Raw genomic sequence first — 23,296 nt, forward strand, 5'->3', positions numbered from 1 at the left:
TCCTCGCGCGGCGCTCATTCGGGCCGCACGCCGATGCGGCGCGCGAGCGTGCGGTAGCGCTCGGCCTCGGCGGCCAGGAAGCGCGCGGCCTCGGCCAGGCTCATGCGCTCGGACACCTGCGAGCCCGAGGCCTCGAGGGTCGTGCGCACCTGCGGGTCGGCCAGGCTCGCCTGCAGCGCCTTGTGCAGGCGCTCGACCACGGCCTCGGGCGTGCCCTTGCGCACCATCGGCCCGGCCCAGGCGCCGGCCTCGTAGTCGGCGGCGACGCGGCTTTCCGCGAAGGTCGGCACGTTCTTCATCTGCGCGAGGCGCTGCTTCGAGGCGACGGCGAGGATCTTGAGCCGGCCGGTCTCGGCCAGTCCCAGGTAGCCGGTGGTGAAGGGCATCAGCGCGAAGTCGAGGTTGGCGCCGCCCAGGTCCTGGATCAGCGGCGCGCCGCCGCTGTAGGGCACGTGCATGACCTTCGCATCCATGCGCACGGCCAGGTCCTCGGCCGCGAGATGGAACATCGAGCCCACGCCCACGCTGCCGTAGGTCAGCGGCTGCGCGGTGGAAGAGCGCGCGAGCGCCGCGAAGGCCTCGAGGTCGTCGGCCGCGAGCGCCTTGCGTGTCAGCAGCACCAGCGGGTTGTTGGTGGCCGGCGAGACCAGCACGAAGTCCTCGAGCTTGAGCTTCACCGCGGCGCGTGCGAGCGGCGCGAGGATGACTTCGTTGGGCGAGCCCTGCAGCACCGTGTAGCCGTCGGCCGGCGCGTTCAGCACCTTCTGCGCGGCCAGCGCGCCGCCCACGCCGCCGAGGTTCTCCACCAGCACCGGCTGGCCCAGCTCGCGGGCCATGCGCGGCGCAATGGCGCGGGCGATCACGTCGGCCGGGCCGCCCGCGGGATAGGGCACGACCCAGTTCACCGGCCTGGCGGGCCAGGCCTGCGCACCCGCGACCAGGGGAAGCACCGCGAGGCCGATGGCCAGGCGGCGCGCGATCCATGTGAGGCTCATCTCGAACTCCGGCTGTGGTTGACGTGGGAGCGGATGCTACAAACGCGGTCCCATGCGGCACAGGACCTTTTCAGCCACTCGGGGTACACAATCCGCCAAGCTCATGATCCGCTTCGACCTCTACCTGCCGCATGGCGGCCTGCCCGGCAGCGTCTTCGGTGCCATCGACATCCTGCGCGAGGCGAACTCGCTGGCGCGTGCGCGCGCGGGGCGGCGCATCGACGCGCCGGTGGCCTGGCGGCTGCTCGGGCCCGACGGCGGACCGCATGCGATGCGGCGCCTCGCGTTCCAGTCGGACGAGGAGGCGAAGCGCTCGCGCCGCGCGCCCGCCACCGCGCTCGCGGTGGTGCCGCCGCTGATGATGGTGACCATTCCGGGCCTGCGCCGGCTGGTGGCGCAGAACGCCGCGCTCTGCGCGCAGCTCGCGAGCCGTCATGCGGCCGGCGACTGGATCGGCGCCTGCGGCACCGGCCTGTGGCTGGCCGGGCGCGCGGGGCTGCTCGCGCACCAGCCGGTGCCGCTGTCGTGGCTCTACCAGTCGGGCTTCGCGCACGACTTCCCCGACACGCCGATCCACAGCGAGACCCCGTTGACGCTCGGCCCGCACATGGTGCTGGCGGCCACGCCCGACCTGATGCACGCGATGGTGCTCAAGCTGCTCGACGGCGTGGGCCTGTCGGACCTCGCCGCGGCCTGCCGCGACAAGTTCCTCGCCAACCCCGAACGCCAGCACCTGGTGCTCGACATCCCCGAGCAGGTGGTGGGCACCTCGCGCGATGCGCCGCTGCACCGCGCCATCGCCTTCATCGAGGCCAACGCGGGCCGGCCGCTGACGGTGGCCGAGATGGCCTCGGCCGCGGCGGTCAGCGAACGCACGCTGGTGCGGCTGTTCGCGCGCCACATCGAGCGCTCGCCGATCCAGTTCCTGCACGAGCTGCGCGTGAAGCGCGCGCGCATGTGGCTCGAGGCCACCTGGCGCTCGATGCACGAGATCGCCGACGCCTCGGGCTACGCGGACGTCTCGACCTTCCGCCGCACCTTCAAGCGCATCGCCGGCATGAGCCCGTCGGAGTACCGCGAGCGCTACACGGTGCGCACGCCGCGCGCGGTGTGGCAGTTGCAGGCTTTCGACGACGTGCTGGCGCCGGGCAAGGGAAAGCCGGCGGCCCGCCCATGAAAAAAGCCCGCACCCTGGCGGGCGCGGGCTTGTCGCGGGGCGAATGCGATCAGTCGACCAGGCCCAGGTGCAGGAAGCCGGCGTTCAGCGACGGGGTGCGCGCGCCGATCAGCAGCTCGAGCTGCTTCGAGCGCATCGCGAAGTAGACCGAACTGCCCTTCGTCGCCGTGCGCATGCCCGTCGGTCCGAACGATGGCTGGACCGCCAGCGCGAGATCGGCCTGCGCGGTCGCCGCGCCGTCCGTGCCGGTCAGCGAGTACGTCGAGCCGGCGGCCACCACGACATCGGCCGTGCCGCCCGTCGACCAGCCCTTGCTGCTGAAGTCCGCGTAGCCCGATGCGGCCGGCACGCCCACCGCCAGCACCTGGCTGTTGGTCGTGGGCGACGGACCCGCGCTCAGGTAGACCTTCTCGCCGCCGAAGTCGGCGAGCGCGAAGCGACCGAACAGGGTGCCGTCGACGGTGCTCTTCATCGTCCACAGCCCGGGCTGCTGCGGATCGGGCTCGATGTTGCTGACGGACACGTCGGCGCTCGGGCACTGTTCGATCTTGTAGATGACGAGGTTGAGGCACTGCTTCATCACCTTGCCGCCACCCGAGATCTGGATCTGCGCGATGGCCGATTGCCCGCCCGCGGGCGAGAAGTCGATGCGGCCGCGATCGTAGGTGCCGTCGAGCTTGCCCTGCTGGAGGAGCAATGCGCGCGATGCGATGAAGGGGAACGGCGCATAGGCCGTCGGCGAGGTGTAGCCCACCGCGAACGGCAGCGCGCCGACGATGTTGTCGCCGAGGCCGCGCAGCGCGAGGATGCCGCTCTTGCTGCGGCTGCTCTGCACCTTCCAGTCGCCGTCGCGCGATGCGCCCGCGGTCAGGGTGCCCGAACTCGCATCGCCCGCCGCATCGGTCAGGGTGTAGCTGGCCTTGTCGAAATCGATGGCGAGCACCTGGCGCGAGCCGTTGGCCGCGTACACGGTGTAGCGCCCGTTGCGGTAGTCGCCGTTGCCGACCGAGAAGCTCAGTTCCTTGCGCCGGTTGCCCGATGCGCTGGCCGTCAGCTTGAACTCGGCGCTGCCCGTCGCGTTGGGGTTCTTGAAGCGCGACAGCCACTGCGAGCCGGAGGTATCGACCTCGACGCGCTGGGCCACGCCGCTGCGGCTGTCGCCGGTCCAGGTGATCTCGCTGCCATCGCTGGACTTGACCGTCACGAGCTGGCCCGGTGCCACCTGGTACTTGCCCGCGCTGTCGGGGCTCGCGGCGCTGCCTTCGACCTCGACGGACAGCTTGGCTTCCGACTCGGCAGGCGTCTGCGGCAGCGCGCCGAACGGCAGCCCACCACCGCCACCTCCCCCGCCACCGCATCCCGCGATGACCGCCACCAGCGCCGTGGCGCACAGGGACTTCGTTGTGCTTCTCCTCATCTCTTCATCTCTTTCTGTTGGATTGACCCGATGCCCCGCCGACCTCGTCGGCAGACGGCGGCCAAATCTATACGCGGTGGAATACTTTTGCATCATCATGAAACGCGGTCGTCGTCGCCCTGCAACGCTCCTCCCAATGGGTGATTGAAGGTCGCGAAAGCGAGCGGGCCGTCTCGCTGTCTCATCGCCGTCGCACCGGGAGCGCGACAACGCACCCCACCCGCGACAAAACCTCCGGCAAGTCCTTGATCCACCGTGTGCCGCCCCACGGCACGAAAGCTGCGCAACGCAGCCTGCGCCGTCCGCGGCGCAGCGTTCGTTCTCATCCATTCATACACGGAGACATTCGATGACCGCATCCACCGCCGCCCCCACGCGGGCTGCCGCCACCTGGCTGGCCGACTTCGGCGCCGCGCTCGCGCGCAACGACGTCGAGGCCACGGTCGCGCTGTTCGAGGCCGAGGGCTTCTGGCGCGACCTCGTGGCCTTCACCTGGAACATCCGCACGCAGGAAGGCGCGGGCGCGATCCGCGCGATGCTCGCGGCGCGGCTGGCCGACACGCAGCCCTCGAACTTCGCGCTCGAGGGCGAGGCCAGCGAGGCCGACGGCGTGACCGAGGCCTGGTTCACGTTCGAGACCCGGGTCGCGCGCGGCCGCGGCCACCTGCGGCTGCGCGGCGGCAAGGCCTGGACGCTGCTGACCACCATGACCGAGCTCAAGGGCTTCGAGGAGAAGACCGGCGCGAACCGCATCAAGGGCGCGGAGCACGGCGTGCACAAGGGCCGCCAGAGCTGGCTCGAGAAGCGCGAGGAGGAAGCGCGCACGCTGGGCTACACCGAGCAGCCCGAGGTGGTGATCGTGGGCGGCGGCCAGGGCGGGATCGCGCTCGGCGCGCGGCTGCGCCGGCTCGGGGTGCCGACCATCATCATCGAGCGCAACGCGCGCGCGGGCGACTCCTGGCGCAACCGCTACAAGTCGCTGTGCCTGCACGACCCGGTCTGGTACGACCACCTGCCCTACATGCCCTTCCCCGACGACTGGCCGGTGTTCGCGCCCAAGGACAAGGTCGGCGACTGGCTCGAGATGTACACCAAGGTGATGGAGCTCAACTACTGGAGCTCGACCACGGCGAAGAAGGCGCGCTTCGACGAGGCCACGCAGCGCTGGGAAGTGCGCGTGGAGCGCGAGGGCAAGGAGGTGGTGCTGCGGCCGAAGCAGCTGGTGTTCGCGCTCGGCGTGTCGGGCTATCCGAACGTGCCCGTGCTCGCGGGCGCGGAGAACTTCCAGGGCGACCAGCACCATTCGAGCAAGCACCCCGGGCCCGAGGCCTACGCGGGCAAGAAGTGCGTGGTGCTGGGTTCGAACAACTCGGCGCACGACATCTGCGCGGCGCTGTGGGAGCACGGCGCCGACGTGACCATGATCCAGCGCTCGTCGACCCACATCGCGCCCTCCGACTCGCTGATGGAACTGGCGCTCGGCGGCCTGTATTCCGAGCAGGCGGTGAAGAGCGGCATCGACCACCACAAGGCCGACCTGATCTTCGCCTCGGTGCCCTACCAGGTGATGCACACCTTCCACATCCCGGTCTACGACGAGATGAAGAAGCGCGATGCCGACCTCTATGCGCGGCTGGAGAAGGCGGGCTTCCTGCTCGACTTCGGCGCCGACGGCTCGGGCCTGTTCATGAAGTACCTGCGGCGCGGTTCGGGCTACTACATCGACGTGGGCGCCTCGGAGCTGGTGGCCAACGGCAGCGTGAAGCTCAGGAGCGGCGTGAACATCGAACGCGTGAACGAACGCTCGGTGACGCTGACCGACGGCAGCGAGCTGCCGGCCGACCTGCTGGTCTATGCCACCGGCTACGGCTCGATGAACGGCTGGCTGGCCGACCTGATCTCGCCCGAGGTCGCCGACCGGGTCGGCAAGTGCTGGGGCCTGGGCTCCGACACGCCGAAGGATCCCGGCCCATGGGAAGGCGAGCTGCGCAACATGTGGAAGCCGACGCAGGTGCCCAACCTCTGGATCCACGGCGGCAACCTGCACCAGTCGCGCCACTACTCGCAGTTCCTCGCGCTGCAGCTCAAGGCGCGCGCCGAAGGGCTCGACACGCCGGTGTACGAGCTCGCGCCCTCGCACCACCGGCGCTAAGGCGCGCGGCGCTCAGCCGTCGATACGGCGGCGCAGCCCGTCGAGATCGGTCACGGTGATGCCGCCGTACTCGATGCGCAGCAGGCCGGCCGATGCCAGCCGCCGCAACGCCGCGTTGCAGCGCTGGCGCGACAGGCCCGAGAGGTTGGCGATCTCCTCCTGGGACACCTCCAGGTGCGGATCGCTGCCCGGATGCAGCCACTCGTGGAACAGGCCGACGAGCGCGCGCGCGACCTGGCTGTCGGTGTCCAGCAGGTGGTGGGCGGCGAAGTTGCCGAGGAACCAGTGCATGCGCTCGTTGATCTGGCGCAGCAGGAAGTCGTCGAAGCTGCGGTGCGTGGCGCGCAGCCATTCGAAGGTCTCCAACGGCATCAGCGCGACCCGGCTGGGGCGCAGCGCGATGATGTCCGCAGTGCGCGGCACGCCGCGCAGCAGCGTGCCTTCGCCGAACCAGCTGCCGGTCGACAGGCCGCCCAGGGTGACCGAGCGCCCGTCGGGCGAGCTCACGCACCACTTGAGCAGGCCGTCGATGGTGCCGTACCAGTGCAGCGGGGTGTCGCCGCAGCGGCACAGCGCGGCGCCGGTCGCCACCTCGACCTCGCGCATCTCCTCGAGCACGCGCTCGCCGGCGGCCACGCCGAGCTGCGGAAACCAGGCCGAGCCCTGCAGCAGTTGAGCCAGGGTCAGCGAGGCGGGGGGAGGAACAGGCCGGGCAGCGGGCATCTTCTCTCGAGGCTCAGGGCAGGTCCTTGACGCGCTGCAGCTCGGCCTGCGCCTCGCGCAGCTTGTCCTCGCGGCGCGCGATCTTGTCGCGATCGCCCTTGCGGCGTGCCTCGGCCAGCTCGCGTTCGCGCTGCGCGACCTTGCGCTCCTCGCCACGGATGCGCTCCTGGTGGCGCGCGGCCAGCCTGGCATCGCTGCAGTTGCGCCGCACCTCGGCCAGCGCGCGTTCGAGGCCGCGCACGCGGTGGTCCTGGCCCTCGGCCTTGGCGGCTTCGATGTCGCGCGAGATGGCCTCGCGCTTGGCGGCGCAGCCCGCCTCGGGACCGCGCTGCGCGAAAGCGTGGCCCGATGCGAGGACCGCGGCGGCCGCGAGGATTAGCGATGACAGTTTCATGAGCGCTCCTTGTTGTGGGTGAATGCGAACGACAGGGGCGACTGTAGCCTCTGCACGCCGCGTAAACCCTGCCCCCGAATGTCGTCGCGATGACTGAGTGCGCTGCCCGCGCCAAAAATAATGGCGCGCTCCACGAAGGACTCCAGGAACCCCGCCATGTCGAAGCGCAAAGTGATCGTGACCATCGCCCCCACCGGCGGCATGGCGCACAAGTCCCAGAACCCCCACCTCCCCACCCAGCCCGCCGAGATCGCGGCCGACGTGCTGCGCTGCTGGAATGCCGGCGCCAGCGTGGCGGCGATCCATGCGCGCCGCCCCGACGACGGCGCGACCTGCGACGCCGAGGTCTACCGCGAGATCAACAGCCGCATCCGCGCGGGCGGCTGCGACATCGTGCTCAACAACTCCACCGGCGGCGGCGTGCACGGCGACATGGTCAAGCCGCTGGCCGGCGACCGCTGGGAGATCGCGTGGGAGGAACGCATCAAGGGCATGGACGCGGGGGCCGAGATGTGCACGCTCGACGCCACCACGCTGAACCTCAGTTTCGAGGGCAGGCAGATCCTGATGGACACGCCGATCACGCGCGGGCGCGAACTCGCCGCCGGCATGAAGGCGCGCGGCATCAAGCCCGAGTGGGAGGTGTTCAGCCCCACGCACATCCTGCAGGACGCGACCACGCTGATCGGCGAGGGCCACGACGACGAGCCCTACTTCATCAACCTGGTGATGAACGTGCACCGCAATTTCCAAAATGCGATGCCCTACTCGCCGCGCTTCCTGCAGATGATGGTCGACACGCTGCCCAAGGGCAGCATCTTCGGCGTCAGCGGCATCGGCACCTCGCAGCTCGAGGCCAACGTGGCGGCGCTGCTGCTGGGCGGCCATGCGCGCGTCGGCCTGGAGGACAACCTCTACTTCCGCCAGGGCGAGCTGGCCACCAACGTGCAGCTCACCGAGCGCATCGTGCGCGTGATCCGCGAGCTCGACATGGAAGTAGCGACGCCCGCCGAGGCGCGCCAGCTCATGGGCCTGCCGCGCGTGGGCACGCCGCGGCCCGAGTTCGCGCTCGGCTGAACCGGCCCCCGCCACAACAACGAACGGAGACAGATCGAATGAACCTTTCCCGCACCGCCCTGGCCCTCGCGCTCGGCACCGCCCTGGCCGCGAGCGCATCGGCCCAGGTGTCCGACGACGTGATCCGCATCGGCTTCATCAGCGACATGTCGGGCCTGTACCGCGACTACGACGGCCCGGCCGGCGCCGAGGCCATCCGCATGGCGATCGCCGACATGGGCGGCGCCATCGGCGGCAAGAAGATCGAGCTGGTCACGGCCGACCACCAGAACAAGCCAGACATCGCCGCCGCCAAGGCGCGCGAGTGGTTCGACGTGCAGAAGGTCGACATGCTGATCGGCGGCGTCAACTCGGGCGCGGCCATCGCCATGGCCGGCGTGGCGGCGGACAAGAAGAAGCCCTACTTCGTGGTGGGCTCGGGCGCGTCGAGCCTCACCAACGAGTACTGCTCGCCCTACACGGTGCACTACGCCTACGACACGGTGGCGATGGCGCGCGGCACCGCGAGCGCGGTGGTCAAGGCCGGCGGCAAGAGCTGGTACTTCGTGGCGGCCGACTATGCCTTCGGCGCCGCGCTGCAGAACGACGCGACCAAGACGGTGCTGGCGAACGGCGGCACGGTGGCGGGCTCGGTCAAGCATCCGCTGGGCGCGAGCGACTTCTCGTCCTTCATGCTGCAGGCGCAGAGCTCGAAGGCGCAGGTGCTGGCACTGGCCAACGCGGGCGGCGACACGGTCAACGCGATCAAGTCGGCGGCCGAGTTCGGCATCGCCAAGAACATGAAGCTGGCCGGCATGATCATCACCATCAACGACGTGCATGCGCTGGGCCTCCAGGCCTCGCAGGGCATGTACCTGACCGACAGCTGGTACTGGAACCAGAGCCCCGAGGCGCGCACCTGGGCGCGCCGCTTCTTCGACAAGCACAAGCGCATGCCCTCCTCCTTCCATGCGGGCGACTACTCGGCCGCGCTGCAGTACCTGCAGGCCGTGAAGGCCGCGGGCAGCGACGATGCCGACAAGGTGATGGCGCAGCTGCGCAGGACGAAGTTCGACGACATGTTCGTCAAGGGCGGCTGGCTGCGCGACGACGGCCTGATGGTGCACGACATGCACCTGATGCAGGTGAAGTCGCCCGAGGAATCGAAGGAGCCCTGGGACTACTACAAGGTGGTGGAAGCGATCCGCGGCGAGGCCGCCTGGACCACCAAGGCCGAGAGCCGCTGCGCGCGGTGGAAATCATGAGCGCGGCGCACGGCGTGCAGCGCGTCGCGGTGGTCGGCACCGGCGTGATCGGCGCGAGCTGGACCGCCTACTTCCTCGCGCAGGGCCTCGACGTCAACGCGACCGATCCCTCGCCGGGCGCCGAGGAGCGGCTGCGCCAGGCGGTGGCGCAGCACTGGCCCACGCTCGAGCGCTTCGGGCTGGCCGCGGGCGCCTCGGTCGACCGGCTGCGCTTCCACGACAGCCTGGAGGACGCGGTCTCGGTGGCCGACTTCGTGCAGGAGAACGGCCCCGAGCGCATGGACTTCAAGATCGAGCTGTTCCGCCGCATGGACGCGGCCGCGCCGCCCGACGCGATCCTGGCCTCGAGCTCCTCGGGCCTCGCGATCAGCGGCGTGCAGTCGGGCTGCGCGCACCCGCAACGCGTGGTGCTGGGCCATCCGTTCAACCCGCCGCACCTGATCCCGCTGGTGGAAGTGATCGGCGGCGAGCGCACGTCGGCCGACACCATCGAGCGCACCATGGCCTTCTACGCGGCCATCGGCAAGCGGCCGATCCACGTGAAGCGCGAGGTCAAGGGCCACATCGCGAACCGGCTGCAGGCCGCGCTGTGGCGCGAGGCCTTCCACCTGGTCGAGCAGGGCGTGGCCTCGGTGGCCGACATCGACACCGCGATCGCGCACGGCCCCGGCCTGCGCTGGGCCGTGATGGGACCGTTCATGAACCTGCACCTGTCGGGCGGCGCGGGCGGCATCGCGCACGTGCTCGCGCACCTGGGCGGGCCGATCGAGGACTGGTGGAAGGACCTGGGCGCGCCCTCGATGACGCCGGCGCTCCAGGCGCAGGTGAGCGAAGGCGTGGCGCAGGAACTGGGCGCGCGACGCACGGCCGAGCTCGAAGCCGCGCGCGACACCCTGCTGTTGAACCTGATTCGCGCCAAGGCCGACACCGGCACACTCGATTGACATGACCGACTTCCTCCAGGACGACAGCCTGATCGCCCCGCCGCGCACGGTGCGCATCGACTTCGACGACGGCTCCTTCGCGCTGCGCTCGCCGCAGGCGCTGAAGCCCTATGCGCGCTGCATCGGCGAATGGATCGAGCGCTGGGCGCGCGAGACGCCCGAGGCGCTGGCCTTCGCCGAGCGCGACGACGGCGGCGCGGACTGGCGCCGGCTCGACTACCGCGCGCTGCGCCAGGCCGTCGGCGCGGTGGCGCAGGGCCTGCTCGACCTCGACCTGCCGGCCGACGCGCCGGTCGTGATCCTGTCGGACAACGCGATCGACCACGCGGTGCTGATGCTGGCCACGATGCACATCGGCCGCGCGGCCTGCTCGCTGTCGAGTGCCTATTCGCGCATGGCCAAGGACCCCTCGCGGCTGCACGAGATGCTGCGCGCGCTGCGGCCGGGGCTGGTCTATGCCTCGGATGCGAAGGCCTACGGCGCCGCGCTCGCGGGCAGCGTCGTGGAGGCGGTCACGGTGTTCAGCCGCCATGCCGACGCGCACCCCGGCGCGCTGGACTTCGCGCGGCTGCTCGCCACCGCCGAGACGCCCGCCGTGATGCAGGCCTTCGAGGCGGTGCTGCCCGACACCCATGCCAAGTACCTGCTGACCTCGGGCTCGACCGGCAAGCCCAAGGTGGTGATCAACACCCACCGCATGCTGTGCGCCAACCAGCAGATGATGGCCCAGACCTGGCGCTTCCTCGCGCACGAGAAGCCGGTGCTGGTCGACTGGCTGCCCTGGAGCCACACCTTCGGCGCCAACCACGACCTGAACATGGTGCTGGCGAACGGCGGCGCGCTCTACATCGACGAGGGCCGGCCCGCGCCGGGCCTGATCGAGAAGACGGTGCGCAACCTGCGCGAGGTCAAACCCACGCTGCTGTTCAACGTGCCGCGCGGCTACGACATGCTGCTGCCCTTCCTCGAGGCCGACGACGCGCTCGCCACCGAGGTGTTCTCGCGCCTGCGCCTGGCCTTCTACGCGGCCGCGGCGCTCGCGCCCTCGACCTGGCAGCGGCTCGAGGCGGTGGCGCGGCGCGTGCGGCCCGACCGGCCGCTGTGGCTCACCACCTCCTGGGGCGCCACCGAGACCTCGCCCGCGATCACCTCGGCGCACTGGAAGCTCGACGGCGCGGGCTGCATCGGCGCGCCGCTGCCGGGGCTGGAACTGAAGTTCGTGCCCAACGGCGAGAAGCTCGAGATGCGCGTGAAGGGCGTGTCGGTGTTCCCCGGCTACCGCGGCGCGCCGCGCGAGACCGCGCAGGCCTTCGACGAAGAGGGCTACTACCGGCTCGGCGACGCGGGCTTCCTGGCCGACCCGGCCGATCCGGTGCGCGGCGTGATCTTCAACGGCCGCGTGGCCGAGGACTTCAAGCTCTCGACCGGCACCTGGGTCTCGGTCGGCACGCTGCGCGTGAAGCTGGTGTCGCTGCTGGCGCCGCATGCGCAGGACGTGGTGCTCACGGGCCACGACCGCGACGAGATCGGCATGCTGGTGTTCGCGAGCCCGCAGGGCGCGGCGCTCGCGCCCGAGGCGCTGGCCGAGCGCATCGCGGGCGTGCTGCGCGCCTTGCGCGCGGAGGGCGCGGGCTCCTCGCAGTGCCCGGCCTGCGCGCTGGTGCTGAGCGAGCCGCCGAGCCTCGATGCGGGCGAGATCACCGACAAGGGCTACATCAACCAGCGCGCGGTGCTGGTGCGGCGCGCGGCCGAGGTGCAGCGGCTGCATGCGCGCGCGCCGGAAGATGCGCTGGTGGTGCGGCTGGGCTGAGCCTCAGGCCGTCGGCAGCGCCAGCCACTGCCGCCACAGCAGCCGCGCCGTGTCCTGGTAGCGGCGCGTGACCGCGAGCAGCTCGGCGCGCGGCTCGGGCGGCATCAGTTCGGCCGGCAGCAGCGGATCGCGGATCAGGTGCGCGATGACCGCGCGGCCCAGCAGCAGCGATTCGCGCACGGCCGTCTCGAGCGGCCGCGTGCGCAGCCGCTGTTCGCTGCGCTCGAGGCCGGCCTGCAGGCGACGGCATTGCGCGGCCAGCGCGCGCACGTCCCACAGCCGGCGCGCGCTCGCCTGCGCCGCCTCGTCGAGGTCGGCGAGCCGGAACACCGGCGCGCCCGGCGAGAGCCCCAGTTCCTTGAGCTTGCGGCGCTCGGCCTCGAGGCCGCCCGCGAGGTTGTCGGGCCGGATCTGCAGACCGGGCCGCAGCGGCGCGAAGCCGCGCAGCGAGAGCGCGAGGCCGTGGCGACGCCAGGCGGTCTTGTCGGCGCGCGCCACGCCGGCGTCGTGCACGGCCAGCCAGTCGCCGCGCCAGCCGACGGCCTGCGCCTGCTTGTGCAGCCAGCCGTCGACCGCGCGCGACAGCGCCGGGCCCTCGCGCTCGAGCCGGTAGTTGCCGCGCTCGCCGCGCGCGATCTTGCCCTCGGCCGCGAGCCGCGTGAGGCCCACGCGCATCGTGGTCTCGCCGATGCCCAGCAGCGCGCCCGCGCGGCACAGCGCCTGCGAACTCAGCGTGCCGCCGTCGGCCACCAGCAGGTCGAGGATCAGGTCGGGCGCGCTCGGCAGGCTGACGGAGACATTACATATCTTGTCCATGTTTGCGAAATGATGAAATGTTTCCTACGATGACCGGGACCGATCCATTCCGTAATTTTGTGTCCGAAGGAGCCCCTCCATGGCATCCGAACAAACCCCTTGTGTACGCGCCGAATCCGATGGCGCCATCCTGACCGTCACCATCGACCGGCCTGCGCAGCGCAACGCGGTCGACGGCGCGGTGGCCGCCGAGTTGCGCGCGGCCTTCGAGCGCTTCGAGGCCGACGACGCCCTGCGCGTGGCGGTGCTGACCGGCGCGGGCGGCCACTTCTGCGCCGGCGCCGACCTCACGGCCGTCGGCGACCCTGCGCGGCGCAACGAGCTCGACCCCGAGGGCGGCGGCAGCGGACCGATGGGGCCGACGCGCATGGCGCTGTCCAAGCCGCTGATCGCCGCGATCAACGGCTATGCAGTGGCGGGTGGGCTCGAGCTGGCCCTGCTGGCCGACCTGCGCGTGGCCGACGAGGATGCGGTGTTCGGCGTGTTCTGCCGCCGCTGGGGCGTGCCGCTGATCGACGGCGGCACGGTGCGGCTGCCGCGGCTGGTGGGCATGGGCCGCGCGCTCGACATGATCCTGACCGGCCGCCCCGTGGGCGCGGCCGAGGCGCTGGCCATGGGCCTCGCGAACCGCGTCGTGCCGCCCGGTGGCGCGCTGGCCGCGGCACAGGAGCTGGCGCGCCAGATCGCCGCCTTCCCGCAGCAATGCATGCTGGCCGACCGCCGCTCGGCCTTCGAGCAATGGGACCTGCCGCTGGCCGAGGCGCTGCGCCGCGAGGGCGCGCGTGGCGTGCCGATCGTCGCGGCCGAGGGCGAGGCGGGCGCCGCGCGCTTCGCGGGCGGCGCGGGCCGGCACGGCGAATTCGGGCGCTGAGCGCCCCCCATCGAAGAACACACGGGAGACACGGACTTGCACCAACCCACCTATCTCGAACTGATCCGCCGCGGCGCGCTGCAGCACGGCCCGCGCACCGCCATCGTGTTCGGCGAGCGCAGCCTGAGCTTCACCGAGGTCGACCAGCTCAGCAGCCGGCTCGCGCAGGCGCTGCACGCGGCCGGCGCGGAACCGCGCACGCGCGTGGCGCTGCTGCTCAACAACGGCCTGCACAGCGTGCCGCTGGACTTCGCCTGCGTGAAGGCCGGCATCAACCGCGTGCCGCTCAATGCGCGGCTCTCGCTGGCCGAGCATGCGCGCATGCTGGCCGACACCGGCTGCACCCACCTGGTGTTCGGCCCCGACCTGGCCGAGCGCGCGGCGGCGCTGCGCGAGGCGGCGCCGGGCCTGGCCTGCCTGGGCCTCGGCGCGGCGCTCGAGGGCGCGCCCGACCTGCTCGCGCGGGCGGCGACGCTGCCCGCCACGGCGCCCGACTTCGAGCCTTCGCCCGACGACGTGGTGCTCACGCTCTTCACCTCGGGCACCACCGGCACGCTGAAGGCCGCGCAGCACACGCAGGCCTCGTACGCGGCGATCTGCCGCAACGTGCTGCTGAACCTGCTGAACGCCACGCCCGAGGACGCGATGCTGCACGCGGCCTCGCTGATCCATGCCAGCGGCGTGTTCGTGCTGCCGTTCTGGCTGCGCGGCGGCCGCACCGTGATCCTGCCGGGCTTCGAGCCGGGCCAGTTCCTGCGCACGCTGCAGGCCGAGCGCATCACGGCGATCAACCTGGTGCCGACCATGCTGCAGATGCTGTTCGAGCACCCGGAGCTGGCGGCCACCGACGTGAGCGCGCTGCGCTACGTGATCTACGGCGCCTCGCCGATGCCGCGCAGCGTGATCCAGCGCGCGATGGCGGCCTGGGGCCGGCACCGCTTCTGGCAGTACTACGGCCAGACCGAGGTGCCGCTGTGCCTCGCGGTGCTGCGGCCCGAGGACCATGTCGACGAACTGCTGGGCGCCTGCGGCCAGCCCGCGCTCGAGGTCGAGATGCGCCTGGTCGACGAGGCCGGCAACGAGGTGCCCGCCGGCACGCCGGGCGAGATCGCGGTGCGCGCGCCCTCGGCCGTGGCGGGCTACCACGATGCACCCGCGCTCAATGCCGAGACCTTCGTCGCGGGCGGCTGGGTGCGCACGCGCGACGTCGGCGTGTTCGACGCGCGCGGCTTCCTGCACCTGAAGGACCGCACCTCCGACATGATCATCAGCGGCGGCTACAACGTCTATCCGCGCGAGGTCGAGGATGCGCTGATGACGCACCCCGCGGTGCGCGAGTGCGCGGTGATCGGCCTGCCGCACGAGAAGTGGGTGGAGGTGGTCACGGCGGTGGTGGTGCTGCGCGCGGACCAGGCCGTCGACGAGGCAGCGCTGATCGCGCACGTGGCCGGGCGGCTCGCCTCGTACAAGAAGCCGCAGCGCGTGATCTTCGCCGAGGAGATTCCGAAGACCGCGGTCGGCAAGCTCGACCGGCGCGCGCTGCGCGAGCGCCACCGGGGCTGATCAGCCGCCCACGCGCTTGAGCGTGGCGCGCATCGCCTTCGCGAAGCGCGGGTCGGCCATGGCGCCGACGTTGAAGCGCGACCAGCGCGAGACCTGCGTCGAGTCGACGCTGAAGATGCGGCCCGGCGCCATCACGATGCGCCGCGGCAGCAGCTCCCTGGCGAAGGCCAGCGAGTCGGCCACGCCCGGCAGCGCGGCCCAGACATAGAGCGACTGCGGACTGCGCGCGAACACCTCGGCGCCCACCGCATCGAAGAAGCGCAGCGCCTCGCGCGTGGCCTCGCCCAGGCGGTTCTGCAGCCGGTTCAGGTGGCGCTGGTAGTGGCCCTCACTGAGGATCACGTCGACCGTGCGCTCGGCGTACTCGGAGCTGCTCACGTGGATCAGCGCCTTGAGGTCGGCGAGATCGCTCGCGAGGTCGGCGCCGCAGGCGACGAAGCCCACGCGCAGCGCGGCCGAGAAGGACTTGGAGAAGCTGCCAATGTAGATCGTGCGCTCGAGCTGGTCGAGCGCCGCCAGCCGCGGCAGCGCGGTGGGCTTGAAGTCGGCCAGCGGGTCGTTCTCGACGATCAGCAGGTCGTGCTTCTGCGCCAGCTGCAGCACGCGGAAGGCCTTGGCCGGCGAGATGTCGGAGCCGGTCGGGTTGTGGGCCAACGATTGCGTGAAGAACAGGCGCGGCCGCTCGGCCACCAGCAACTGCTCGAGCACCTCGAGGTCGGGCCCGTCGGCCAGCCGCGGCACCGCGAGCATCTGCGCGCCCGCGAGCTTGAGCTTGCCGAACAGCGGGTAGTAGCCGGGATCGTCGACCAGCACCTTGCCGCCGGGCGGCACGAAGTAGCGGATCACGATGTCCATGGCCTCGTTGGCGCCGTGCGTGAGCACGATCTGCCGCGGCTCGGCGCCGATGCCGAAGTCGGCGAGCTTGCGCACCAGGTGCTCGCGCAGCGGGCCGTAGCCGAAGCGGCTGCCGTAGCGGAACAGCGCGCCGAGCCCCGTGCGCACCACCTTCGGGTGGTACTTGTCCAGCCGCACGTCGGCCAGCCATTCGACCGGCGGGAAGCCGTCGCCCACGGCCACCGCGTCGGGCTCGGTCTTGAGCTGCTCGCGCATCAGCCACACGATGTCCATCGCGCGGCCCAGGCTGCCGGCATCGTCCTCGGGCGGCCTGGCGCCCGCGGGCTTCGGCTGCGCGCGCACGAAGTAGCCCGAGCCCCGGCGCGGCTCGACCAGGCCGCGCGAGACCAGGTTCTCGAAGGCCGCCACCACGGTGTTCTTGGCATAGCCGTGCAGTTGCGCGAGCTCGCGCAGCGAGGGCAGCTTGTCGCCGGCCTTGTAGGCGCCGCTGGCGATCTGGCGCGCGAGGGCCTCGGCGAGCGAATCGGCGATGGGGGCGGCGCGCGGGCCGCGGCTGGAGAGAACGCTCATGACCAGCGACTGTGACACGGCGGGCACTGGACGCGCCGCACTGTCCCGACTGTCCCGCGAAACTGTGCCTGCCGAGGCTGGTACAGCGGGCCTAGATTCGCACGCTTCCGAATCCACCCCTTGCACGAACCGAAGCACGAACGATGGTCGCCGACGCCCGCCTCCCCAATTTCCGAGCCCTGACACCCGCGCAGCGCCTCGATCACATCGCGCAGGCCGCTGCGCTCACGCCCGAGGAGAAGGCGCTGCTCGCCACGCCCGGCGCGCTCGGCATCGAGCGCGCCAACGGCATGGTCGAGAACGTGATCGGCACCTTCGAGCTGCCGCTGGGCGTGGCCGGCAACTTCACGGTCAACGGCCGCGAGTACCTGGTGCCGATGGCGGTGGAGGAGCCTTCGGTGGTGGCCGCCGCCTCCTTCATGGCCAAGCTGGCGCGCGAGGGCGGCGGCTTCGAGGCCTCGAGCAGCGGGCCGCTGATGCGCGCGCAGGTCCAGCTGCTGGGCCTGGGCGATCCGCACGGCGCGCGGCTGGCGCTGCTGCGCGCGCGCGATCGCATCCTCGAGGTGGCGAACAGCCGCGACAAGGTGCTGATCGGCCTGGGCGGCGGCTGCCGCGACATCGAGGTGCACGTGTTCGAGGACACGCCGCGCGGCGCGATGGTGGTGCTGCACCTGGTGGTCGACGTGCGCGACGCGATGGGCGCGAACACGGTCAACACCATGGCCGAGGCGGTGTCGCCGCTGGTCGAGCAGCTCACGGGCGGCACGGTGCGGCTGCGCATCCTCTCGAACCTGGCCGACCTGCGGCTGGCGCGCGCCCGCGTGCGGCTCACGCCCGCGGTGCTCAAGACCGCCGAGCGCAGCGGCGAGGAGATCGTCGAGGGCGTGCTCGACGCCTACACCTTCGCGGCCGTCGACCCCTACCGCGCGGCCACGCACAACAAGGGGATCATGAACGGCATCGACCCGGTGATCGTCGCCACCGGCAACGACTGGCGCGCGGTCGAGGCCGGCGCGCATGCCTATGCCTGCCGCCATGGCCGCTACGGCTCGCTCACCACCTGGGAGAAGGACCGGAGCGGCGCGCTGGTCGGCACCATCGAGATGCCGATGCCTGTGGGGCTGGTCGGCGGCGCCACCAAGACCCATCCGCTCGCGCGGCTGGCGCTCAAGATCCTCGGCGTGCAGTCGGCGCAGGAGCTCGGCGAGGTGGCGGTGGCCGTGGGCCTGGCGCAGAACCTCGGCGCGCTGCGCGCGCTCGCCACCGAAGGCATCCAGCGCGGCCACATGGCGCTGCATGCGCGAAACATCGCGCTGGTGGCCGGTGCCACGGGCGACGAGATCGATGCCGTCGCCAAACAGATGGCCACCGAGCACGACGTGCGCACCGACCGCGCGGTGGCACTGCTCGAAGCCCTGCGCGCCAGGCACTGAAGCTCAGCAATCGCGGGAAGGGCCCGCACCACGGACCGCGGCCGATACCGCGGCGGCACGCGGGGCGCGTGCCGTCACACCAGCAAGAACGGAGACAAGCAATGAACCCGAACGGCACGACGCAGGCGCGATGGCGCCTGGTGGAAATCTGGGGCGACACGGCGGACCTGCGCCATCTCGCGGGCGCGATCGCGATCGGCATCGCCGTGAGCCTGGCCGGCTTCCTGCTGGCCAACCGCCTGCTCGCGGGCGCCGTGCGTTCGCCCGAGCTGGCGCGTGCCTACGCGATGCTGGCGGGCCTCGCGGGCTGCGTGATCGCGGGCCTGATCTGCGCGCTGCTGTTCGCGCCCAAGCGCGAGGTGGTGGAAGGCGGCGCGGCCGATCCGCGCTGGCGCGAGGAGGTGCTGGCCGAACTGGCCGGCGAGCACGGCGACCTGGGCGCGATGAGCGACCTGCCGCCCGCCGCGCTGCGCGAGCTCCAGGAGCTGGGCCTGCACGACCTGTTCGCCAACCACCGCCCGCGCACCCGCGCCGCCGCCGAAGGAGCCGCCTCGTGATCGACGCCGCACTGCTGAACCAGATCCTCGTCGCCACCGGCATGGGCCTCGTGGGCGCCGTGGTGTTCGCCGCCATCGGCCTCGTGTCGGGCACCGACGAGACCACCACGCTCGCGCCGCTGACCCTGCTGGTGGTGCTGCTGGGGGTGCCGCCCGAGGGCGTGTTCACCTTCTTCCTCGCGGCCGCGGTGGCCAAGCACATGACGCACGCGGTGCCGACCGCGCTGCTGGGCATTCCGGGCGACACCATGGCCACGCCGCTGCTGCAGGACGCCAACATGCTGCGCAACCTCGGCGTGCCGCACATCGCGCTGCGCAAGATGGTGTCGGGCGCGATCATCGCGGCCTTCGTCGCGGTCCCGCTGGCCGTGCTGTTCGCGGTGCTGCTCGCGCCCTACGGCGCGGCCATCACCAAGGCGGCGCCGTGGATCTTCGTGGTGGCGGCCGTCGCCATCGCCTGGTTCTCGAGCGGTCGCTGGGCCTCGGTGGCGACGCTGGTGCCGTTCGTGATCGTGATCGTGGCGCTGCAGTCGCTGACCGCCAAGTACGGCGTGAAGCTCAGCATCAGCTACTTCCTGGGCATCGCGATCGGGCCGCTGGTGGCCGACCTGTTCTCGGTGCTGTCGCCGACGGCCAGGGCGCGCATGGCGCGCGAGAAGGTGCGCACCTTCTCGCTGGCGCCCGACGTGAAGGGCTGGACCGGCTACTTCCCGAACCCCTTCAAGGTGCTCGACCGCGGCCAGGTGAAATGGACGCTGGCCACCGCCACCATCTCGAGCGCCACCTTCGTGTTCAGCCCGGTCGCGATGACGGTGGTGCTCGGCGAGCTGGTCGGCTCGCGCATCAAGCATGCCTACCACCGGCTCACCACCACGCTGGCCGCGCGCAACGGCGTGACCGAGGCCACCTACGTGGCCGAGGCGCTGATCCCGCTGATCGCGATCGGCCTGCCGCTGAGCCCGGTGGCCGCGGGCCCGGCGGCGCCGCTGTTCAATGCGCCGCCGGTGTTCACCATCGACGCCGCCACCGGCCAGACCCACAACCTGCACAACCTGCTGAGCCACTGGGAATTCCTGGGCTACGGCATGCTGGCGGTGATCCTCGCGGCGCTGGTGGCCTATCCCTTCACCATGAACTTCGCGCGCCGCGCGGCGCTGTTCGTCTCGCGCAAGGTCAGCCACGAGGCGATCATCGCCACCTTCGTCGGCCTGATCGTGGTGATCAGCGTCTGGGAAGGGCAGCTGCTGGGGCTGTTCGTGATCCTCACCATGGGCCTGCTCGGCGGGCTGCTGTCGCGCGCCATCGGCTTCAACACCGGGGTGCAGTTCATGGGCTACTACACGGCGGTGCTGACGGTGCCCGCGGTGCTCAAGGCGATCGGCTAGGGCTTGGCCTTCTTCTTCGAGCCGGGCGGCTCGTCGAGTCCGAACAGCCGCTCCACCTGCTGCCCCACGCGCGCGCCGATCGCCGTGCCCACGCCCGGCAGCACCGCGCTGCCGACGGCCGCGCCCGCGAGCGCGCCGCCGGTCAGCGAGAGCTCGGGATCGCTCAGGGTGCCGCCGATCTTCAGCGGCACGCCGACCACGCCGTCGATCAGGTCGACCGCGGCATCGCCCTGGATGCGCCGGTTGAACAGCCGCACGTTGCCGCTGGCGGTGAGCACGCCCGAACGCGCCTTGAGGTTGGTGTAGCGCAGCACGGTGCCGTCGGGCGTGGCCTCGGTGTCGAGCGTGCCGCTGAGCTCGTCGAGCGCGGTGCGCCCGCCGCGGCTGATGCCGGCGGTGCTCACGGCCTTGGCGAGGTCGAGCTTGGTCAGGGTGGCCGGGCTGACCGAGAACACGGTGCGCGTGCGCAGGCCGCGCATCAGGGCGCCGGCCTTGTCGGCCTCGGCCGTCAGCGTGGTCTGGCCGTGCAGCTTGCCGGCGACGAAGGTGCGACGGCCGAAGGTCTGGACCAGCGCCTCGATGTCGACGTCGCGCGGCGCGAGCTCGGCCGACACGCGCAGGCGGCCGTTGTCCAGCGTCTCGAAGCGGCTGACGCCGTTCCAGCTGCCGCCCGCCACGTCGATGCGGGTCTGCCAGCGGTCGTTGCGGCCCTCGCGGTCCAGCCGCAGCCGCGCCGGCGGCGAGGCCGCCGTGCGCTCGGCCAGCGCATGGCGCGGGCGCCAGCCGGGGTCGAAGTCGATCTGGCCGTCGTAGGCCAGCTCGATGTCGCGCCGGTCGATCCAGCGCACGTCGCGCCAGCGCAGCCGCTCGAGCGGCGTCTCGGCCAGGGTCCAGGGCGCGGGCAGGGCGATCTGCCCTTTCTCGACGGTCTCGGGCGCGCGGCCGCGGAAGGCGCGGATCGATTCGCCCGGCAGCACCGCGCCCTCGACCTCGAGCGAGTCGGCCGCGACCACGCGCTTCCACAGCGGCGCGAGCTGCAGCCGCAGCGCGATGCGGTGCAGCGTGACCGGGCGTGGCTGGTCGGTGGCGACGTCGGTCAGCACCAGCACCGGCATGGGCAGCAGCGACCAGTGGGCGCCGCCGATCCTGAGGCCGATGCCGTAGTGCTTCTCGAAGCCCTCGGCGATGCGCTGCGACACCTCGGCGTCGCTGGGCAGCAGCCAGCGCGCCGCCCCCCACAGGGCGAGGGCGCCCGCCAGCAGCACCAGGGCCGAGCCGGCGAGCCAGAACCGGACGCGCCGGGAGAGGGGTTTCATCCATGCAAGCTAGCACGCCTAGGCGACTGCCAGTGTCAGCCGCCGTCGCTATAGTTTCCGCCACCCTTTTCGAAGCACACCAAGACGAAAGACGAGCACGCCATGCGCATTTGGAAGAAAGACATCTCGGTCGAGGCCCTGACCCAAAGCCACGTCGGCACCACCGTGGAACACCTGGGCATCGAATTCCTCGAGGTCGGCGACGACTTCATCCGAGCGCGCTGCCCGGTCGACAACCGCACGCGCCAGCCCTACGGCATCCTGCACGGCGGCGTGTCGGTGGTGCTGGCCGAGACGCTGGGCTCGTGCGGCGCCCACTACTCGGCGCCCGACGGCGAGCGCGCCGTGGGCCTGGACATCAACGCCAACCACATCCGCTCGGCCTCGAGCGGCTGGGTGATCGGCACCGCCCGCCCGGTGCACCGCGGGCGCAGCACCCAGGTCTGGCAGATCGACCTGACCAACGAAGCGGGCGAGCTGACCTGCGTTTCGCGCATCACAATGGCGGTGCTCCAGCCCCGCGGCTGAGCACGACCGGCACCCTACAAGCCTGGACCACGACACGAGGAGACAAGCCATGAGCAATCCATTCACCTGGCGCGAAGTCGCCGCCACCGAGGGGCGCGTGGTCGCGCCCGACGAACGCCTGCCCTGGGTACAGACCGGCTTCATGGGCGTGCAGCACGTGATCGCCATGTTCGGCGCCACCGTGCTGGCGCCGATCCTGATGGGCTTCAGCCCCAACATCGCGATCCTGATGAGCGGCATCGGCACGCTGATCTTCTTCCTGATCACGGGCGGCAAGGTGCCCAGCTACCTGGGCTCGAGCTTCGCCTTCATCGGCGTGGTGATCGCGGCCAGCGGCTACGCCGGCAAGGGGCCCAACGCCAACATCGCGGTGGCGCTGGGCGGCATCGTGGCCTGCGGCGTGGTCTACATCGTGATCGGCGCCATCGTGCAGGCCGTGGGCACGGGCTGGATCGAGCGCTTCATGCCGCCGGTGGTGACCGGCGCGGTGGTCGCGGTGATCGGGCTCAACCTCGCGAACGTGCCGATCAAGAACATGGCGGCCGGCAACTTCGACGCCTGGATGCAGGCCCTGACCTTCCTCTGCGTCGGCCTGGTGGCGGTGTTCACGCGCGGCATGGTGCAGCGGCTCCTGATCCTGGTGGGGCTGATCCTGGCCACCATCGTCTATGCCGTGCTGACCAACGGCATGGGCCTGGGCAAGCCGGTGGACCTCAGCGGCATCGCCAACGCGGCCTGGTTCGGCCTGCCGGCCTTCACCGCGCCGGTGTTCACGGCCAACGCGATGCTGCTGATCGCGCCGGTGGCGATCATCCTGGTGGCCGAGAACCTGGGCCACCTGAAGGCGGTGACGGCCATGACCGGGCGCAACCTCGACGGCTACATGGGCCGCGCCTTCATCGGCGACGGCATCGCCACGGTGGTCAGCGGCGCGGCCGGCGGCACCGGCGTGACCACCTATGCCGAGAACATCGGCGTGATGGCCGCCACCCGCATCTACTCGACCGCGGTGTTCGTGGTGGCGGCGGTGATCGCGCTGGTGCTGGGCTTCAGCCCCAAGTTCGGCGCGCTGATCCAGGCCATCCCGCTGCCGGTGATGGGCGGCGTGAGCATCGTGGTGTTCGGCCTGATCGCGGTGGCCGGGGCCAAGATCTGGGTCGACAACAAGGTCGACTTCTCGCAGAACAAGAACCTGATCGTGGCGGCGATCACGCTGATCATCGGCACCGGCGACTTCACGCTGAAGTTCGGCGACTTCGCGCTGGGCGGCATCGGCACCGCCACCTTCGGGGCCATCATTCTTTACGCACTGCTGGGCCGCACGAAGAACTGAGGCACTCCCGGGGGCCCGCGCAAGCCCCCAAAGTGAAACCTCGTGCAATAAATGTGCTTCCGGGGCGGCCCGGGCCGCGGCGCCGCACCGCCGCGCGCCCCGCGCCCGTTAGACTCCCAGGCTTTTCGCACCGACG

20 protein-coding genes are annotated in these 23,296 nt (G+C 71.3%); 13 read left to right on the plus strand and 7 right to left on the minus strand.

What is annotated here, in order from left to right; translation table 11 throughout:
• Positions 1-14: 14 nt before the first annotated feature.
• The gene (locus AC07PU_RS24445; protein ID WP_495321219.1) at positions 15-995 is read right to left on the minus strand and encodes a tripartite tricarboxylate transporter substrate binding protein; all 981 of its coding nucleotides are present in this window, start codon (positions 993-995) and stop codon (positions 15-17) included.
• A gap of 103 nt (positions 996-1,098) precedes the next feature.
• Between AC07PU_RS24445 and AC07PU_RS24450 the strand changes: the two genes are divergently transcribed.
• Positions 1,099-2,172, plus strand: coding sequence for a GlxA family transcriptional regulator (locus AC07PU_RS24450; RefSeq protein ID WP_296798051.1), 1,074 nt, complete (start codon positions 1,099-1,101; stop codon positions 2,170-2,172).
• A gap of 49 nt (positions 2,173-2,221) precedes the next feature.
• Here the strand turns inward: AC07PU_RS24450 and AC07PU_RS24455 are convergent, their stop codons facing one another.
• Complete coding sequence (locus AC07PU_RS24455; RefSeq protein ID WP_495321222.1) at positions 2,222-3,589, minus strand: hypothetical protein; 1,368 nt, start codon at positions 3,587-3,589, stop codon at positions 2,222-2,224.
• Positions 3,590-3,938: 349 nt separating this feature from the next.
• On the opposite strand from AC07PU_RS24455, the gene AC07PU_RS24460 reads away from it, so the two are divergent.
• Positions 3,939-5,741, plus strand: a complete 1,803-nt coding sequence (locus AC07PU_RS24460; RefSeq protein ID WP_208507516.1) for an NAD(P)/FAD-dependent oxidoreductase — start codon at positions 3,939-3,941, stop codon at positions 5,739-5,741.
• A gap of 12 nt (positions 5,742-5,753) precedes the next feature.
• Here AC07PU_RS24460 and AC07PU_RS24465 read toward each other — a convergent pair whose 3' ends face one another.
• Positions 5,754-6,464 (minus strand): Crp/Fnr family transcriptional regulator, encoded by a 711-nt coding sequence (locus AC07PU_RS24465; RefSeq protein ID WP_057595323.1) that lies wholly within the window; start codon positions 6,462-6,464, stop codon positions 5,754-5,756.
• Between the two features lie 13 nt (positions 6,465-6,477).
• Positions 6,478-6,858, minus strand: a complete 381-nt coding sequence (locus tag AC07PU_RS24470; RefSeq protein WP_495321225.1) for a DUF1090 domain-containing protein — start codon at positions 6,856-6,858, stop codon at positions 6,478-6,480.
• A 156-nt stretch (positions 6,859-7,014) separates the two neighbouring features.
• On the opposite strand from AC07PU_RS24470, the gene AC07PU_RS24475 reads away from it, so the two are divergent.
• Genes AC07PU_RS24475 through AC07PU_RS24490 form a run of 4 tightly spaced genes read left to right on the plus strand, consistent with a single transcriptional unit; the run spans position 7,015 to position 11,933 of the window.
• Positions 7,015-7,935, plus strand: coding sequence for a beta-keto acid cleavage family enzyme (locus tag AC07PU_RS24475; protein WP_395349513.1), 921 nt, complete (start codon positions 7,015-7,017; stop codon positions 7,933-7,935).
• 38 nt (positions 7,936-7,973) lie between these two features.
• Positions 7,974-9,179 (plus strand): ABC transporter substrate-binding protein, encoded by a 1,206-nt coding sequence (locus AC07PU_RS24480; protein ID WP_495321228.1) that lies wholly within the window; start codon positions 7,974-7,976, stop codon positions 9,177-9,179.
• The gene (locus AC07PU_RS24485; RefSeq protein ID WP_395349516.1) at positions 9,176-10,123 is read left to right on the plus strand and encodes a 3-hydroxyacyl-CoA dehydrogenase NAD-binding domain-containing protein; all 948 of its coding nucleotides are present in this window, start codon (positions 9,176-9,178) and stop codon (positions 10,121-10,123) included. The genes AC07PU_RS24480 and AC07PU_RS24485 overlap by 4 nt, the downstream gene beginning before the upstream one ends.
• Before the next feature lies 1 nt (position 10,124).
• The gene (locus tag AC07PU_RS24490) at positions 10,125-11,933 is read left to right on the plus strand and encodes a feruloyl-CoA synthase (RefSeq protein ID WP_495321230.1); all 1,809 of its coding nucleotides are present in this window, start codon (positions 10,125-10,127) and stop codon (positions 11,931-11,933) included.
• A 3-nt stretch (positions 11,934-11,936) separates the two neighbouring features.
• Here the strand turns inward: AC07PU_RS24490 and AC07PU_RS24495 are convergent, their stop codons facing one another.
• Positions 11,937-12,749 (minus strand): PaaX family transcriptional regulator, encoded by an 813-nt coding sequence (locus AC07PU_RS24495; protein WP_296788489.1) that lies wholly within the window; start codon positions 12,747-12,749, stop codon positions 11,937-11,939.
• 79 nt (positions 12,750-12,828) lie between these two features.
• Here AC07PU_RS24495 and AC07PU_RS24500 point away from each other — a divergent pair, with 79 nt between their 5' ends.
• The gene (locus AC07PU_RS24500) at positions 12,829-13,620 is read left to right on the plus strand and encodes a crotonase/enoyl-CoA hydratase family protein (RefSeq protein ID WP_431510904.1); all 792 of its coding nucleotides are present in this window, start codon (positions 12,829-12,831) and stop codon (positions 13,618-13,620) included.
• A 36-nt stretch (positions 13,621-13,656) separates the two neighbouring features.
• A complete protein-coding gene (locus AC07PU_RS24505) occupies positions 13,657-15,183 on the plus strand; it encodes a class I adenylate-forming enzyme family protein (protein ID WP_495321233.1) in 1,527 nt (508 codons plus the stop codon).
• On the opposite strand, the gene AC07PU_RS24510 is transcribed toward AC07PU_RS24505, so the two are convergent.
• Positions 15,184-16,608 carry an aminotransferase-like domain-containing protein gene (locus AC07PU_RS24510; RefSeq protein ID WP_495321235.1) on the minus strand — a complete coding sequence of 475 codons (1,425 nt, stop codon included), beginning with the start codon at positions 16,606-16,608 and terminating at the stop codon, positions 15,184-15,186. It lies immediately after the preceding gene.
• Between the two features lie 143 nt (positions 16,609-16,751).
• Between AC07PU_RS24510 and AC07PU_RS24515 the strand changes: the two genes are divergently transcribed.
• The 3 genes from AC07PU_RS24515 to AC07PU_RS24525 all read left to right on the plus strand — a co-directional run bounded on the left by AC07PU_RS24515 (position 16,752) and on the right by AC07PU_RS24525 (position 19,983).
• Positions 16,752-18,041 (plus strand): hydroxymethylglutaryl-CoA reductase, degradative, encoded by a 1,290-nt coding sequence (locus tag AC07PU_RS24515; RefSeq protein WP_495321237.1) that lies wholly within the window; start codon positions 16,752-16,754, stop codon positions 18,039-18,041.
• A 101-nt stretch (positions 18,042-18,142) separates the two neighbouring features.
• Positions 18,143-18,598, plus strand: coding sequence for a hypothetical protein (locus tag AC07PU_RS24520; protein ID WP_296788478.1), 456 nt, complete (start codon positions 18,143-18,145; stop codon positions 18,596-18,598).
• A complete protein-coding gene (locus AC07PU_RS24525; protein ID WP_495321240.1) occupies positions 18,595-19,983 on the plus strand; it encodes a tripartite tricarboxylate transporter permease in 1,389 nt (462 codons plus the stop codon). The genes AC07PU_RS24520 and AC07PU_RS24525 overlap by 4 nt, the downstream gene beginning before the upstream one ends.
• On the opposite strand, the gene AC07PU_RS24530 is transcribed toward AC07PU_RS24525, so the two are convergent.
• A complete protein-coding gene (locus tag AC07PU_RS24530; RefSeq protein ID WP_495321242.1) occupies positions 19,980-21,299 on the minus strand; it encodes an AsmA family protein in 1,320 nt (439 codons plus the stop codon). The two genes, AC07PU_RS24525 and AC07PU_RS24530, sit on opposite strands and share 4 nt — an antisense overlap.
• 102 nt (positions 21,300-21,401) lie before the next feature.
• Between AC07PU_RS24530 and AC07PU_RS24535 the strand changes: the two genes are divergently transcribed.
• Positions 21,402-21,827: a hotdog fold thioesterase gene (locus AC07PU_RS24535; RefSeq protein ID WP_093343687.1), complete on the plus strand. Its 426-nt coding sequence runs from the start codon at positions 21,402-21,404 to the stop codon at positions 21,825-21,827.
• A gap of 49 nt (positions 21,828-21,876) precedes the next feature.
• The gene (locus tag AC07PU_RS24540; protein WP_093343685.1) at positions 21,877-23,160 is read left to right on the plus strand and encodes a solute carrier family 23 protein; all 1,284 of its coding nucleotides are present in this window, start codon (positions 21,877-21,879) and stop codon (positions 23,158-23,160) included.
• The last annotated feature ends 136 nt before the right edge of the window (positions 23,161-23,296 follow it).

The sequence above is a fragment of the Variovorax sp. GW821-FHT10D07 genome (assembly GCF_059415325.1).